The organism is Enterobacter sp. SA197, assembly GCF_054131575.1.
The window spans coordinates 3,946,205-3,962,890 of the sequence record NZ_CP096393.1 but is presented as its reverse complement, the minus strand read 5'-3'; the positions used below and the strand labels follow the sequence as shown (position 1 = coordinate 3,962,890).

General features: G+C 54.7%; 12 protein-coding genes. 10 read left to right on the top strand and 2 right to left on the bottom strand.

The window, feature by feature from the left end; translation table 11 throughout:
• Positions 1–49 precede the first annotated feature (49 nt).
• A complete protein-coding gene (queF, locus tag M1D91_RS18575; protein ID WP_437433663.1) occupies positions 50–895 on the bottom strand; it encodes an NADPH-dependent 7-cyano-7-deazaguanine reductase QueF in 846 nt (281 codons plus the stop codon).
• A 69-nt stretch (positions 896–964) separates the two neighbouring features.
• On the opposite strand from queF, the gene syd reads away from it, so the two are divergent.
• The 8 genes from syd (at position 965) to M1D91_RS18535 (ending at position 9,523) form a co-directional block, all read left to right on the top strand.
• Positions 965–1,510, top strand: coding sequence for a SecY-interacting protein (gene syd / locus M1D91_RS18570; protein WP_437433662.1), 546 nt, complete (start codon positions 965–967; stop codon positions 1,508–1,510).
• 656 nt (positions 1,511–2,166) lie between these two features.
• Positions 2,167–2,496 carry a YqcC family protein gene (locus tag M1D91_RS18565; protein WP_437433661.1) on the top strand — a complete coding sequence of 110 codons (330 nt, stop codon included), beginning with the start codon at positions 2,167–2,169 and terminating at the stop codon, positions 2,494–2,496.
• The gene (truC, locus tag M1D91_RS18560) at positions 2,496–3,278 is read left to right on the top strand and encodes a tRNA pseudouridine(65) synthase TruC (RefSeq protein ID WP_437433660.1); all 783 of its coding nucleotides are present in this window, start codon (positions 2,496–2,498) and stop codon (positions 3,276–3,278) included. Before M1D91_RS18565 ends, truC begins: the two co-directional genes overlap by 1 nt.
• Positions 3,279–3,295: 17 nt before the next feature.
• A complete protein-coding gene (locus tag M1D91_RS18555; RefSeq protein ID WP_437433659.1) occupies positions 3,296–3,745 on the top strand; it encodes a flavodoxin in 450 nt (149 codons plus the stop codon).
• A 495-nt stretch (positions 3,746–4,240) separates the two neighbouring features.
• Positions 4,241–5,593 (top strand): galactarate/glucarate/glycerate transporter GudP, encoded by a 1,353-nt coding sequence (gudP, locus tag M1D91_RS18550; RefSeq protein WP_437433658.1) that lies wholly within the window; start codon positions 4,241–4,243, stop codon positions 5,591–5,593.
• A gap of 2 nt (positions 5,594–5,595) precedes the next feature.
• The gene (locus M1D91_RS18545; RefSeq protein ID WP_437433657.1) at positions 5,596–6,936 is read left to right on the top strand and encodes an enolase C-terminal domain-like protein; all 1,341 of its coding nucleotides are present in this window, start codon (positions 5,596–5,598) and stop codon (positions 6,934–6,936) included.
• Between the two features lie 19 nt (positions 6,937–6,955).
• A complete protein-coding gene (gene gudD / locus M1D91_RS18540) occupies positions 6,956–8,296 on the top strand; it encodes a glucarate dehydratase (RefSeq protein ID WP_457975821.1) in 1,341 nt (446 codons plus the stop codon).
• A gap of 87 nt (positions 8,297–8,383) precedes the next feature.
• On the top strand, positions 8,384–9,523 hold the full coding sequence (locus M1D91_RS18535) for a glycerate kinase (RefSeq protein WP_437432559.1): 1,140 nt from the start codon (positions 8,384–8,386) through the stop codon (positions 9,521–9,523).
• A gap of 483 nt (positions 9,524–10,006) precedes the next feature.
• On the opposite strand, the gene barA is transcribed toward M1D91_RS18535, so the two are convergent.
• Positions 10,007–12,751: a two-component sensor histidine kinase BarA gene (gene barA / locus M1D91_RS18530; protein ID WP_437432560.1), complete on the bottom strand. Its 2,745-nt coding sequence runs from the start codon at positions 12,749–12,751 to the stop codon at positions 10,007–10,009.
• Positions 12,752–12,807: 56 nt separating this feature from the next.
• Between barA and rlmD the strand changes: the two genes are divergently transcribed.
• Entirely contained in the window at positions 12,808–14,106 is a 1,299-nt protein-coding gene (gene rlmD / locus M1D91_RS18525) for a 23S rRNA (uracil(1939)-C(5))-methyltransferase RlmD (RefSeq protein ID WP_437432561.1), read from the top strand.
• A 52-nt stretch (positions 14,107–14,158) separates the two neighbouring features.
• Positions 14,159–16,393 (top strand): GTP diphosphokinase, encoded by a 2,235-nt coding sequence (gene relA, locus M1D91_RS18520; protein WP_437432562.1) that lies wholly within the window; start codon positions 14,159–14,161, stop codon positions 16,391–16,393.
• The last annotated feature ends 293 nt before the right edge of the window (positions 16,394–16,686 follow it).

Genomic DNA, 16,686 nt, shown 5'->3' with positions numbered 1-16,686 from the left:
ACAACCTGCCAGATGGAATCTCTCTCGCAGAGTGTAAAAAAGCGTGCCCTTACTGACGAACCAGGCGTCCCAAAGATGGTTCAAAGCGGGTATTGGTGCGCCACGGATTGATGTCCAGCCCGCCGCGTCGGGTATAGCGCGCGTAAACACTCAGGCTCTCCGGCTGGCAGAAACGCTGAATGTCGGTAAAGATGCGCTCCACGCACTGTTCGTGAAACTCGTTGTGATGGCGGAAAGAAACCAGATAGCGCAGCAGCTTGTCCTGGTCAATCTTTGGTCCACGGTACTGGATCTGCACGGAACCCCAGTCTGGCTGATGCGTAATCAGGCAGTTCGATTTGAGTAAGTGACTCACCAGCGTCTCTTCAACGACATGACCACTGGCAGCCCCAGTCAGCAGATCGGCGTCGAAGGTGTAGCTGTCGATGGTGATATCCTGATCGTCGATGCAGTGGCCGTGAAAAGGGGTAATCGGCTGGCCTTCGATTGCATCGAGACGATAAAGCGCCACCGTGACAGGACCCTCGGCACAGGCGCTCAGATCCCGCGTGAGGGTTTGCTGGACCGCTTCCCAGGAGGCGAATCGCGTCTGATTAAAACTGTTGAGGTAAAGCTTAAAGCTTTTGGATTCCACCAGATTCACGCTGCTGTAGTCCAGAGAAACATGGCCGATGGCAACCTGGGGCAACCCGTTGGCATTGAGCCAGGAGAGTTCATACAGCGTCCAGATATCCGCGCCGTGGAAGGGCAGGTTTTCCGGGTAGAGGCCTAAAGGTTCACGGTTAAGGCTGCGGGGCACCCCTTGCAACAGGCTGGCATCGTACTGGTCGCGGTAGTCGGTGCTTTTGCCAAGCGTCAGGCCAGCCAGCGCCTGATGGTTATCATAGGAAGACATGTTTCATCGCCATTTTTACAGTTACACTAGGGGCAAAGTGTATCCTGTCTTAAAGAAAGAGAGAAACCCGTGGAAAGAGAGACTGCCCTGGCCCTGGAAGCTTTTACCGCACGTTATTGCGACGCCTGGCAAACGACCTATCAAACCTGGCCACAAAGTGAGGCGCTTTATGGGGTCCCCTCTCCCTGTATCCTTTCCTCTACCGACACGATGGTCACCTGGCAGCCGCGGCCCTTTTTGCCTTCACAAAATGTAAACGCGATTGAACGTGCCCTGGATATTGTGGTACAACCAGCGATTCATGCTTTCTATACCACACAGTTTGCCGGGGATATGTGTGCACGGTTTCAGTCTGAAACGTTCACGCTGTTGCAAACCTGGAGCCCTGAAGATTTCCAGCGCGTACAGGAAAACCTTATTGGCCATCTTGTCACGCAAAAACGACTCAAACTTTCTCCTACCCTGTTTATCGCCACTCTGGAGAGCGATACCGAGGTGATTTCACTCTGTAACCTTAGCGGAGAGGTAGTGAAAGAGACGTTGGGTCGCCCACAGCGAGTAGTCCTTGCCCCAGACCTTGCGGACTTCCTTAACCGTATTGAGCCAGTTCTGTAATCCCATTTGCTACTTTTCTTGTGAGAGATCTCTTACACGTCTTGTGAGAGATCAGCCTGTTGCCTCCCCGGACATGACAGAACCTTTCTCTTCTAACGCTGAAAAATCAACTAATTAAAAATAATACCCTTAGTTTATTTATAGTTAGTCAGGTAAATATTTGCCTTAAGAACACTTGTAAGACGAAGCGGAATAAGGGATTCTATCCCCCGTCGACAAGGAGTCGCACACTGAAATGAACATCAGGATGATGTTATTTCGAATCAGGATTACACCGTGGACGGTGCTTCAGGGACAGGCTTCAGGACGAAGCAAAAGGAAAGTGCAGGAGTGCATTGAGGGACACCTCCAGGAAGGAGAATGAGAGCCGGGCAGGATGTTCGGCGGATCATGAAGATCAGGGACACGCTTTATGGATGAGGCTATTTCGCATCGGGGTGATGCGAGCAGGATGCACAGGTTTATGGATAAACGGGTTTAAGGATGAACAGGTCAGGAGACCACAGGAAAAGTTGTCAAGGATGAGCAGGGAGCACCAAAAGTAGCTGGACTGCTGCGAAACGAACCGGGAGCACTGTTTTTACAGTGCTCCCTTTTTTTATTTCCCGTGACAAATGCTATTCTGCGCGCTATTTTCCTTTCCTTCTGAGGTTCCCATGACGATATCTGAGCGCGTGCGCCACCAGTTGCACCTCATTGAGACACTTTTGCGTGAGCAGGGCCAGTGGCAATCTGTTGCGCCTGAGGCGAGTGTGTTTGAAAGTACTCAGCCTTTCTGCATGGACACGCTGGAGCCATTCGAGTGGCTTCAGTGGGTGCTTATCCCGCGTATGCACGCGCTGCTGGATGGTAATCATCCACTGCCTGCGTCATTCGCCGTTGCCCCTTATTATGAAATCGCTCTTGATTCCACGCATCCTGCCAGAGACCCGCTTCTTGCACAGCTCGAAGCGCTGGATGCATTGTTCGCAGGCGACGAAGAATAATGCTGGAGATAATCTACCAGGACGAGTGGCTGGTCGCAGTCAATAAACCATCAGGTTGGCTGGTGCACCGAAGCTGGCTGGATCGAGATGAAAAGGTCGTGGTCATGCAGACCGTACGCGACCAGATTGGCCAGCATGTATTCACTGCGCATCGTCTCGACAGACCCACCTCCGGGGTGCTGTTAATGGGGCTATCCAGCGAAGCGGGGCGGCTGCTCGCACAGCAGTTTGAACAACATCAGATCCAAAAACAGTATCACGCCATCGTGCGTGGCTGGTTAATGGATGAGGCGATCCTTGATTATCCACTGGTGGAAGAGCTGGATAAAATCGCTGATAAATTTTCCCGGGTTGATAAAGGCCCGCAGCCTGCGGTTACCCATTACCGAGGGCTGGCGACCACCGAGATGCCGGTAGCCACCAGTAAGTTTCCCACCACCCGCTATGGCCTGGTTGAGCTAAACCCGAAAACCGGGCGTAAGCATCAGTTGCGTCGCCATCTTGCCCATCTTCGTCACCCTATCATTGGCGACAGCAAACACGGCGACCTGCGCCAGAACCGTAGTGCATCTGCCCATTTTGGTCTCGATCGACTGATGCTTCACGCAAGCCAGCTTTCGCTCACGCATCCCTTTACCGGCGAGCCTTTGATGATTCGCGCCGGGCTTGATGACGTATGGATGCAGGCCCTGTCCCACTTCGGCTGGCGGGGCCTTCTCCCCGACAATGAAAGGGTTGAGTTTGCCGCCTGCAGCGGTCAGGATGACAGGCATGGTGTTTAACCCAAGGAGTGAATGATATGGCTGAAGTTGGAATATTTGTCGGTACGATGTACGGCAACGCGCTGCTGGTGGCTGAGGAAGCACAAAGCATCCTTACTGAGCAGGGGCACAACGCCACGGTCTTTGAAGACCCGGAGGCGGCAGACTGGAAAAACTATCAGGATAAATACGCGCTCATCGTAACCTCTACGACCGGGCAGGGTGACTTTCCTGAAAACATCGCGCCGCTTTTTCACTTCATACGCGACAGCCTGGGTTACCAACCAGAACTGCAATACGGCGTGATTGCCCTGGGCGATAGCACATACTCGAATTTCTGCGGTGGCGGTAAAAAGTTTGATGCGCTGTTGCAGGAGCAAAATGCCCAACGCGTTGGAGAGATGTTGCTGATTGATGCCAGCGAAGATCCTGAGCCTGAAACCCGCTCCAATCCGTGGGTTGAGCACTGGGCGACCCTGTTGAAGTAAGGTTATGGCCCTCCCCCTGCCCGGAGGGCTAACCGTTCTTTTCAGGCAATTAGCAAAGAAATAGCGACGAAAGTCATTATCTGCTAACTGAATCGAGTAAGCCTCAGGCATATGCCAGTAAAACCTCCTGTTTTCCCTGCCAAAAAAGTGCACTTACACGGCGTCAAGCGACAGGTTTCACATTAATTGAAACTGCATGACTTTTGGCCAAATGTTAGCGCCCCAACTTTTCATTTCCGTGAGTTAGTCCCCATCCCGTTGTGCTTATGCATTAAACCAGGCTGACAGGATCGGGGAATGTTGTGTTGTTGCACGGTGAGAGTTTACCTACCCCTTTTTATACTTTTCTCGCCAGTCAATAAAACGCAGTACGCAGGGAATAGCGACCCGGCAATAAAAGCTGCGAAAAACACAAATACATCATCCTGACTTCCCCTACCGGTTGCGCTGTTCAGGACGAATGTACATGAACATTTATGCTTCGGGAGTACAACCATGAGTTCATTAAGCCAAGCAGCGAGCAGCGCCGAAAAGCGCACTAACGCCCGCTACTGGATAGTGGTGATGCTGTTCATCGTCACATCCTTCAACTACGGTGACCGCGCAACGCTGTCGATCGCCGGTTCACAAATGGCCAAAGACATTGGCCTTGACCCGATCGGTATGGGTTATGTTTTCTCAGCATTTTCCTGGGCCTATGTCATTGGCCAGATTCCGGGCGGCTGGTTGCTTGACCGCTTCGGTTCCAAACGTGTTTATTTCTGGTCCATCTTCATCTGGTCCCTTTTCACGTTACTGCAAGGTTTCGTCGATATTTTCAGCGGCTTTGGCATCATCGTTGCGCTCTTCACCCTGCGCTTCCTGGTGGGTCTTGCTGAGGCGCCTTCCTTCCCGGGTAACAGTCGCATTGTCGCGGCCTGGTTCCCGGCACAGGAGAGGGGAACGGCAGTCGCGATTTTTAACTCCGCACAATATTTCGCTACGGTCATTTTCGCACCGATCATGGGATGGTTGACCCATGAAGTGGGCTGGTCACATGTGTTCTTCTTTATGGGTGGTCTGGGTATCGTTATCAGCTTCATCTGGCTGAAAGTGATTTATGAACCGAACCAGCACCCGAAAGTGAACAAGAAGGAGCTGGAATATATCGCTGAAGGCGGTGCGCTGATCAACATGGATCAGGCCAACACGAAAGTGAAAGTACCGTTCAGCGTGAAGTGGGGACAAATTAAGCAGTTGCTGGGTTCCCGCATGATGATGGGTATCTATCTTGGACAGTACTGCATTAACGCCCTGACTTACTTCTTTATCACCTGGTTCCCGGTTTATCTGGTGCAGGCTCGTGGTATGTCGATTCTGAAAGCGGGCTTTATCGCATCTGTTCCGGCCATCTGCGGTTTTGCGGGCGGCGTACTGGGGGGAATTATCTCCGACTGGTTAATGCGTCGTACCGGCTCTCTGAACATTGCGCGTAAAACACCTATCGTGCTGGGCATGCTGCTCTCCATGGTGATGGTGTTCTGTAACTACACTGACGTGGAATGGATGATTATCGGCTTCATGTCGATGGCCTTCTTCGGTAAAGGGATCGGTGCGCTGGGCTGGGCGGTGATGGCCGACACCGCACCAAAAGAGATCAGTGGCCTGAGCGGTGGTCTGTTCAACATGTTCGGTAATATCTCCGGCATCGTGACCCCGATTGCTATCGGCTACATCGTGGGGACGACCGGTTCCTTTAACGGCGCGCTGATCTACGTCGGTATTCACGCTCTGGTTGCCGTACTGTCTTATCTGGTACTGGTGGGCAATATCAAACGTATCGAACTGAAACCCGTAACAGGACAATAACTATGAGTACGCAAGCAAGCCCCGTCGTTACAGATATGAAGGTCATTCCGGTTGCCGGCCATGACAGCATGTTGATGAACATTGGCGGTGCGCATAACGCTTATTTCACGCGTAACATCGTCGTGCTCACGGACAACGCCGGTAACACCGGCGTTGGCGAGGCTCCCGGCGGTGAAGTGATTTACCAGACCCTGGTGGACGCCATTCCAATGGTGCTGGGCCAGGAAGTAGCCCGACTGAACAAAGTGGTTCAGCGCGTGCACAAAGGTAATCAGGCGCACGATTTTGATAACTTCGGCAAGGGCGCCTGGACCTTCGAGCTGCGCGTCAACGCAGTGGCGGCGCTTGAAGCCGCCCTGCTGGACCTGCTCGGCAAAGCGCTGAACGTTCCGGTGTGTGAACTGCTCGGTCCGGGCAAACAGCGTGATGCGGTAACCGTGCTGGGTTATCTGTTCTACATCGGCGACCGTACCAAAACCGACCTGCCGTATCTCGACAAAACCGACGGCAACCATGAGTGGTATCACCTGCGCCATCAGGAAGCGATGAACAGCGATGCGGTGGTGCGTCTGGCGGAGGCCTCTCAGGACCGCTACGGTTTCAAAGACTTCAAACTCAAAGGCGGGGTTCTGCCGGGTGAGAAAGAGATCGAAACCGCACGTGAACTGAAAAAGCGCTTCCCGGATGCACGTATTACCGTCGACCCGAACGGGGCCTGGCTGCTCGATGAAGCCATTGAACTCTGTAAAGGGCTGCAGGACGTGCTGACCTACGCGGAAGATCCGTGCGGCGCAGAGCAGGGCTTCTCCGGCCGTGAAGTGATGGCGGAATTCCGTCGTGCTACCGGTCTGCCAGTTGCCACCAATATGATTGCCACCAACTGGCGTGAAATGGGACATGCGGTGATGCTTAACGCGGTCGACATTCCGCTGGCAGACCCGCACTTCTGGACGCTGTCCGGCGCGGTGCGCGTGGCGCAGCTGTGTGACGACTGGGGCCTGACCTGGGGCTGCCATTCAAATAATCACTTTGATATCTCGCTGGCGATGTTCACCCATGTGGGCGCGGCGGCACCGGGCAATCCAACCGCGATTGATACCCACTGGATCTGGCAGGAAGGCGATGCCCGCCTGACAAAACAGCCGCTGGAAATCAAAGGTGGGCAGATTGCCGTGCCGGATGCACCAGGTCTGGGTGTAGAGATTGACTGGGCGCAGATTGAAAAAGCCCATGAGGCCTACAAACGTCTGCCAGGCGGTGCGCGTAACGATGCGGGCCCCATGCAGTACCTGATCCCAGGCTGGACATTCGACAGAAAACGCCCGGTCTTTGGTCGTCAGTAACAGGCAATAAGGATCCACGATGAGTATGCAAAGTTCGACTCCTGTTGTTACCTCAGTCCAGGTCATCCCGGTTGCCGGTCATGACAGTATGCTGATGAACCTGAGCGGCGCCCACGCGCCGTTCTTCACCCGTAACATCGTTATCATCACTGATAATTCCGGCAACACCGGTGTCGGTGAAGTCCCCGGCGGCGAAAAAATCCGCCAGACCATTGAAGACGCTGCTCCGCTGATTGTCGGTAAAACCCTCGGCGCCTATAAAAATGTCCTCAATGACGTGCGCAGCGCCTTTGCTGACCGCGACGCCGCGGGCCGCGGCCTGCAGACCTTTGACCTGCGCACCACCATCCATGTGGTCACCGCCATTGAATCCGCGATGCTCGACCTGCTGGGTAAACACCTGGGCGTGAACGTCGCCTCCCTGCTCGGTGACGGTCAGCAGCGCAGCGAAGTGGAAATGCTCGGCTACCTCTTCTTCGTCGGTAACCGTAAGGCGACGCCACTGCCCTACCAGAGCCAGCCGGATGAGCGCTGCGACTGGTATCGCCTGCGTCATGAGGAGGCGATGACTCCGGATGCCGTGGTGCGTCTGGCGGAAGCGGCGTATGAAAAATACGGCTTCAACGACTTCAAACTCAAGGGCGGCGTGCTGGCAGGTGATGAAGAGGCCGAATCCATCGTGGCGCTGGCGAAACGCTTCCCCGAAGCCCGTGTGACCCTCGACCCGAACGGGGCCTGGTCCCTGAACGAGGCCATCAGCATCGGTAAATACCTGAAAGGCTCGCTGGCCTATGCCGAAGACCCGTGCGGGGCGGAGCAGGGCTTCTCCGGCCGCGAGGTGATGGCGGAGTTCCGTCGCGCCACCGGCCTGCCGACTGCGACCAACATGATTGCCACCGACTGGCGTCAGATGGGTCACACGCTGTCGCTGCAGTCGGTGGACATTCCGCTGGCAGACCCGCACTTCTGGACCATGCAGGGGTCGGTGCGCGTGGCGCAGATGTGCCACGAGTTTGGCCTGACGTGGGGCTCGCATTCCAACAACCACTTCGACATTTCACTGGCGATGTTCACCCACGTGGCGGCCGCAGCACCGGGTAAAATCACCGCGATTGACACGCACTGGATCTGGCAGGAGGGCAACCAGCGCCTGACCAGAGAGCCGTTTGAAATCAAAGGCGGGATGGTGCAGGTGCCGTCCACACCGGGTCTGGGCGTGGAGCTGGACATGGACCAGGTGATGAAGGCGCACGAGCTGTATCAGAAACACGGTCTGGGCGCGCGTGACGATGCGATGGGGATGCAGTACCTGATCCCCGGCTGGACGTTCGACAACAAGCGTCCCTGCATGGTGCGTTAATGGGATCGCCAGTCTCTGCGGAGGCTGGCAGTTTCCTTAGGCTTCCGGGTATATGCTTGCGGCAGTGAATATGCGTAAGGATGGCTTATGAAGATTGTTATCGCACCAGACTCTTATAAAGAAAGTCTGAGTGCCTTAGAAGTGGCGACCGCGATTGAAAGCGGGTTTCGCGAAATTTTTCCCACGGCAGACTATGTGAAATTGCCGGTGGCGGACGGTGGCGAAGGGACGGTTGAAGCCATGGTTGCCGCGACCCGCGGACGCATTGTCAGTGTGGCGGTAAAAGGCCCTTTAGGTGAGCCGGTTGATGGTTTTTATGGTTTGTCTGGTGATGAAACCAGTGCCTTTATTGAGATGGCTGCAGCCAGCGGCCTCGAACTGGTTCCTCCCGCCAATCGCGATCCGTTGATCACCACCTCATGGGGAACCGGTGAGCTCATTCGTCACGCGCTGGATGCGGGCGTAAAGCATATCATTATTGGCATTGGCGGCAGCGCCACCAATGACGGCGGCGCCGGTATGGTGCAGGCGCTGGGGGCAAAATTGCTTGATGAGCAGGGCCAGCAGATTGGTCCTGGCGGTGCCGCCCTGGAAACGCTGGTAAGCATTGATGTGCGCGGGCTGGATAAACGGCTGGCTGACTGCCGCATTGAAGTCGCCTGTGATGTGACGAACCCACTGACCGGGAAAGAGGGGGCGTCAGCCATCTTTGGCCCCCAGAAAGGGGCGACACCGAAAATGATTGCCCGGCTTGATCAGGCGCTCGGCCATTATGCGAAGCTGATTGCCCGCGACCTGGATCAGGATGTACTCAACCTGGCGGGCGGTGGTGCGGCAGGTGGAATGGGGGCAGCGCTGTACGCTTTTTGTGGTGCTGAACTGCGTCGGGGAATTGAGATAGTCACTGAGGCATTATCTCTTGATGCCCATGTCGCGGATGCTGACCTTGTGATAACCGGGGAAGGGCGTATCGATAGCCAGACTATCAATGGCAAAGTGCCTGTTGGCGTAGCAAAGGTCGCCAAACGCTACAACATTCCGGTTATTGGTATCGCCGGAAGTCTGACGGCTGATGTGGGTGTGGTTCACGACCACGGCATTGATGCGGTCTTCAGCGTGATATATAAAATTTGTTCGCTGGATGATGCGCTGGCCAGTGCGGGAGAGAACGTCCGCATGGCGGCCCGTAACATCGCGGCGGTATTAAAAATCGGGCAAGGCAAGTAACGTTTGTTCATCGGTTACCTTCACCCGGCAGGTTGAGTGATCTCCATATAAAGAATACGAGCATGGACAGTTCCCTCTCCCCTTTGGGGAGAGGGTCAGGGTGAGGGGAACATGCGACTCTGAAGGTCATTCCGTTCACCTTATGTTCCTTGCTTCTCTGTAGCTCCAGAACCCGTGAACGTGCCAGGGTGGTTCACCGCCACCACCCTGGCGACCCGGGCTCCCGGCCACGAAAATCGCCGCTTCGCGGTCCACTTCGCTTAATCCTTCAGGCTTATCGGGGACGGGCGGAGGAAACCTCCCTGTAAAGCCGCCCTCGCCGCGCATCCCTGCGCGGCGCCCCGGCCTTGCGGATACGCGTCGTCGATTTTCAGCCGGACCCTGTCATCGCGTTGACGGTTATATTCTCAATGCACATTGTTATCGCTGTAAAACCAAATATTACCAGGCATCTCTCCGCCTTGCGGGAGAGGCTCTCACCGGTTACCCCATCAGTTTTCGCGTCTCGCGAGTTACATTGTCCATCTCATCGAGCAGCTCCAGAAACTCCGGCTCCAGGTCTTCTGCAGGGACACCACTGCGCAAATGATTTTCTATCAGTTTGCACAGTTTTTTAAGGCGCGGAACACCGCTGTAGCTACAGCTGCCGTGCAGTTTATGGATAGACTCCATCAAACCTTCAGGGGCTTCACCCACCAGTTGTTCTTCCACCCGGTTACGGATTTCGGGAAGAAACGCCACCAGCATTTGCAACAGTTCACGGGCGAGGTCGGTTTTCCCTGCCGCCTGACGCAGTGCAAGCTGCCAGTCAAGCGTCACGTCCTCATTGACCACGGGTTCCGCTACCGCCGCAGGCTCGGGAGTGATGACGGGATCCGGTTTATAGCGCAGCAGCAGAGTATGCAGTTTGTCCTCTTCAATAGGCTTCGCCAGATAATCGTTCATTCCTGCGCTCAACAGCTTCTCTTTCTGGCCTGCCATAGCATGGGCAGTCACCGCAATCACCGGAGTCTGATGCTGATGCGGCAGCTGGCGAATGAGTTCACAGGCGCGAATACCATCCATCTCCGGCATCTGAATATCCATCAGGATAAGGTCTAACGGCATCTGTCTGGCACGCTCCAGCGCCTGAGCACCACTATTGCAGACCTCAACATGCTGCACCTGATCTTCAAGCAGTACGCTGATAAGTTTAAGGTTGGCTGGATTATCATCCACCGCCATTACCGTCATCGGCAGCTTGCTCTCATCCACCGGCGGCGTGGGCCGCGCTGAGCGGCAGTACTCGGTTAACGCAGGCAACAGACGTGTAGCGGTGAGAGGTTTTTGCAGGCAGGCTGCCGCACCGTCCTGTTTGAGCTCTTCGGCATTGATTTGCGCGTGGCACGGCAGCGCCAGCAGCAGGTAATCGGTCATCGCTTTGGCCCTCGCCAGCCGTTCATGCTGCATGCTGAGCGGCTCGTGGAGGGTAACAGGAATTGACATAAGCATGATGTCGTAGTGGTCCGGTGGCAGAGCGGAGAACGACGGGCTGTATATCACTTCAAGCGGCGTAGTGCTCAGTACATCCAGCGTACTTTGCGCGGCAGCCGCATTGGGTTCGATATAGGCCAGACGCTTACCTTTAAGACAACCGGTAACCGGCCCTTCGGTAATGGCATTGGGATTAAGGTCAAGGTTGATATGGAACCAGAAGGTGGAGCCACGATGCGGCTGACTATGGAAAGAGATATCCCCGCCCATCTCATTAACCAGGCGTTGGGTGATGACCAGCCCCAGCCCGGTGCCGCCGTGGCGGCGAGAGATACTGGCGTCGGCCTGGCGAAACGCCTGGAAAAGGCGCGACTGATCGCGCTCTGGTATGCCAATACCGGTGTCACGGATCTGGACTTCGATCTGGACCTTGTTATTACTGATGGCACGTTTTTCCACCAGAATGTCGATGTTACCGCTTTCGGTAAATTTAATGGCATTGCCAACGATATTGGTGATGACCTGCTGCAGGCGCAGAGGGTCGCCGATGACATTATCCGGCACATCATTGCGGGTATTGAGCGTCAGCTCCAGCCCCTTGTCATGCGCTGAATGCGCCAGCAGCGTGACCACTTCATCCAGGGTACTGCGTAACGGGAAGGGGATACTTTCGAGGATCAGTTTTCCTGCTTCCAGCTTGGAGAAATCCAGCACGTCGTTAATGATAGCCAGCAGGTTGTTAGCCGAACGCTCGATGGTCAGCATATGGTCACGCTGGGTCGGGTTTAGCTCAGATTTCAGCGTCAGTCGGGTAAAGCCAATCACCCCGTTGAGCGGCGTACGCAGTTCATGCGACATATTGGCAAGGAACTCGGATTTGATGCGCGCCGCCTCCTGGGCGCGTTTTTTCGCCAGATCCAGTTCGACGTTCTGGATCTCCATCTGTTCCAGCGTTTCGCGCAGATCGGAGGTGGACTGGTCGATGTTATGTTGCATCTCTTCGTGATAGGCCGCCAGCGACATGGCCATTGAGTTGATACCGTTTTTCAGCATGTCGAGCTCGCCAAGCATAAAACCTTCAACCCGACTGTCCAGTTGACCGCGACGGATGCGATCAACCGTATTTACCATGTTGCGAATCGGGCTGGTGACGTCCCGCATTAAGCGCCAGCCAAAGACCAGCGCGATGCTAATACAGAACAAAATCATCAAGCTGGAGATGAAAATTTCTTTATATTGCTGTAACCGAACGGATTTAAGGTCCAGTTCCAGCGCCACATAGCCCAGCATATTCCCCGCCGGTTTCGCGTCGGTTACGGCAGACTCATCGGGGGAATAGCCCTCTGAAACAATGGGGGTGCGCAGGATCATCTGATCCCCGATTCGGGTGACGGTCAGGCGTCGGGGAAAGGGGGCACCATCGGCCAGACGTACTCCCCGTGGGTCAAGCTGAAAATTGGAGGTCACGAACAGATGGTTTTGATCATCATAGATGGAGATAGCACGGACAATTTCGGAGTGACGACGGTGCAGTACGCTAATCAACTGACCAATGGCCTCCCGGTCCTGCAGCGTCATGCTGTATTCGCTGGAGACCGCAAGGGGCTCAATGATACTGGCGCCCGCATCTTCCAGTTGACGCTGTAAGTCGTTGTAGCGATGGACGACGAAGAAAATACTCAACAGCACACCGATGAGCACCGTGGGGGCGAGTATCAGAATCATCATGCGCGCACGCAGGCTGTAGTTGGTCATGGGGTTCCGTTATGGGAGAATGTCGCCATTATCTGTAATTGAGAAAATTCTCGGCAATGGCGCAATTCTACTCTGCAAAACGACGTGTGACGACAAGTCAGAAAGTAACCATAACAGTAAACGACCTCGATCCCTTTGGACAGGGGGTTGCGCGGCATAATGGAAAAGCGTTGTTTGTGCCGGGATTATTGCCTCAGGAGACCGCAGACGTTGTTCTCGTCGAGGATAAGCGGCAGTTTGCCCGTGGTGAAGTTAAGCGTCGCCACAATGACAGTCCTGAACGACTTGTGCCCCGCTGCCCGCATTTCGGCGTGTGCGGCGGGTGCCAGCAGCAGCACGCCAGTGTGGCGCTACAGCAAAAGAGTAAAGCTGCGGCGCTCGCCAGGATGATGAAACGTGACGTTGATGAGGTCATCGCCGCCTCCCCGTGGGGATATCGCCGGCGAGCGCGCTTGAGCCTTAGCTGGCAGCCGAAATCACAGCGCCTTGAGATGGGCTTTCGCCAGGCCAATGGCAAAACCATCGTTAACGTGTCGCACTGCCCGGTACTGGTGCCCCGTCTTGAAGCATTACTGGTGCCACTGCGCAATTGCCTGGATACCCTGCAGGGGGCACGCCACTTAGGGCATGTCGAACTGGTGCTGGCAGATAACGGCCCGATGATGATTTTGCGCCATACCGCCCCCCTCTCTGCCGCTGACAGGCAAAAACTGGAACGCTTTTCGCATTCCGAGGGCGTGATGCTGTATCTCGCCCCGGAAAGCGAGATACTGGAAAGGATTAGCGGTGAGGCTCCCTGGTATTGCTCTGACGGGCTACGCTTAACGTTCAGTCCACGCGACTTCATTCAGGTCAACGATGGCGTCAATCAGAAAATGGTGGCTGCCGCGCTGGCATGGCTTGACGTGCAACCGGACGAGCGCGTACTGGATCTTTTTTGCGGAATGGGCAACTTCACCCTGCCACTGGCAACCCATGCGGCGAGCGTGGTGGGTGTGGAAGGGGTGGCGGAGCTGGTTGAGAAGGGCCAGGAGAACGTGCGGCAAAATGCGTTGCACAATGTGACATTTTTTCATGAAAATCTTGAAGAAGATGTCACTCAGCAACCGTGGGCGCGGCAGGGGTTTGATAAAATACTGTTGGATCCGGCGCGCGCGGGTGCGGCTGGCGTCATGCAGTACGTGGTAAAACTGGCACCAAAAAAAGTGGTATATGTTTCCTGTAATCCGGCAACGCTTGCCCGTGACAGTCAAGCGCTATTAAATGCGGGTTACCAGATTCAGCGGCTGGCGATGCTGGATATGTTCCCGCACACTGGTCATCTGGAATCGATGGTTTTATTCGAGCATAAGTGATTAATTTCGGCTTGCTGACTTCGGCAGGCCCGGTCCCTTAAAGGAGAGGACAATGGTTGCGGTAAGAAGTGCGCATTTGAATAAAGCGGGTGAATTCGATCCTAAAAAATGGATCGCCAGTCTGGGCATCTCCAGTCAGCCGTCGTGTGAACGCTTAACCGAAACCTGGGAATATTGTCTTCGACAAACACAGGGACACCCCGATGCCGAGTTGCTACTGTGGCGTGGCGTCGAAATGGTGGAAATTCTCTCCATGCTCAGTATGGACATCGACACCCTGCGGGCGGCAATGCTTTTCCCGCTGGCAGATGCTGATGTTGTCAGTGAAGATGTACTGCGGGAAAGTGTAGGCAGTGCCATCGTGGAGCTCATCCACGGCGTGCGGGATATGGCAGCCATCCGTCAACTTAAAGCCACCCATAACGACTCAGTCTCCTCTGAACAGGTCGATAACGTGCGCCGAATGCTGCTGGCGATGGTGGACGATTTCCGTTGTGTGGTGATTAAACTTGCAGAGCGCGTTGCCCATCTACGCGAAGTCAAAGATGCGCCAGAAGACGAGCGCGTGCTGGCTGCAAAAGAGTGTACGAATATCTACGCGCCATTGGCGAACCGTCTCGGGATTGGCCAGCTCAAATGGGAGCTGGAAGATTACTGCTTCCGCTACCTGCACCCTGCGGAATACAAGCGCATCGCCAAACTGCTGCATGAACGCCGCATCGACCGCGAGCATTACATCGACGAATTCGTGGGTCACTTACGCTCTGAAATTAAAAACGAAGGCGTTAAGGCAGAGGTTTATGGTCGTCCAAAGCACATCTACAGCATCTGGCGCAAAATGCAGAAGAAGCATCTCGCTTTTGACGAGCTGTTTGACGTCCGCGCCGTACGTATCGTGGCCGAGCGTCTGCAGGACTGCTATGCGGCATTGGGTATTGTGCACACCCACTTCCGCCATTTGCCGGATGAGTTCGATGATTATGTGGCGAACCCAAAACCGAATGGTTACCAGTCGATCCATACCGTGGTGCTGGGGCCGGGCGGCAAAACTGTAGAGATTCAGATTCGTACCAAACAGATGCACGAGGACGCCGAGCTTGGCGTTGCCGCGCACTGGAAGTACAAAGAAGGGACGGCAACACCGGGACCACGCTCCAGCCACGAAGATCGTATTGCCTGGCTGCGTAAGCTGATAGCCTGGCAGGAAGAGATGGCGGACTCCGGCGAAATGCTCGACGAAGTGCGCAGCCAGGTGTTTGACGACCGGGTCTATGTGTTTACGCCGAAAGGGGATGTGGTTGACCTGCCCGCAGGCTCCACACCGCTGGACTTTGCTTATCATATCCATAGCGATGTCGGGCACCGCTGTATCGGTGCCAAAATTGGTGGGCGTATTGTTCCCTTTACCTACCAGCTGCAGATGGGCGATCAGATTGAAATCATTACCCAGAAACAGCCTAACCCAAGTCGTGACTGGCTGAACCCTAACCTTGGCTACGTGACTACCAGCCGTGGGCGCTCGAAAATCCATAACTGGTTCCGTAAACAGGACAGGGATAAAAACATTCTTGCCGGTCGCCAAATCCTTGATGATGAACTGGCCCATCTTGGTATCAGCCTGAAAGAGGCGGAAAAACAGCTCCTCCCGCGTTACAACTTTAACGATCTGGAAGAGCTGCTGGCGGCCATTGGCGGCGGCGATATTCGTCTCAACCAGATGGTCAACTTCCTGCAGGCGCAGTTCAATAAACCGAGCGCGGCAGAACAGGATGCGGCGGCGTTGAAGCAGTTGCAGCAGAAAACCTACGCCCCGCAAACACGCAGCAAAGATAATGGCCGTGTGGTGGTTGAGGGTGTCGGTAATCTGATGCACCACATTGCGCGCTGCTGCCAGCCGATTCCGGGCGATGAAATTGTGGGCTTTATCACCCAGGGCAGAGGCATTTCTATCCATCGCGCCGATTGCGATCAACTCCATGAACTGCGAGCCCATGCGCCAGAGCGTCTGGTGGATGCTGTCTGGGGGGAGAGTTACTCTGCGGGCTACTCACTGGTGGTACGTGTCACCGCCAATGATCGTAGCGGCCTGCTTCGTGATATCACCACCATTCTCGCCAACGAGAAGGTAAATGTGCTGGGCGTTGCCAGCCGCAGTGACACCAGACAGCAGCTCGCCACCATCGATATGAATATCGAAATCTACAACCTGCAGGTACTGGGCCGCGTGCTCAGTAAACTGAACCAGGTGCCGGATGTGATTGACGCCCGTCGACTGCATGGTGGTTGATAAAAGCGTAAGGCCATTGAACGTTGTTCAATGGCCTCTTCTTAATAGCGGGCTGATTTCTGAATTACCATCCGGTAGTCCCCTTTTGCACTTCTGAACGTTAAACTATCCTCGATATTCATTTCTGAAACATTTAAATTTTAATAAATAGCGTTGGCACTCATTGTCCATTACGGCTCGTAAGAAAAGCGATGAAAAAAACATTCATCGAGATAATACGTCATTTATGAATGACGTTTAAACAGCAGGGTGTTTTAACTTTCTATCTTGTGGTCTCTGAGAATACCCCAGCC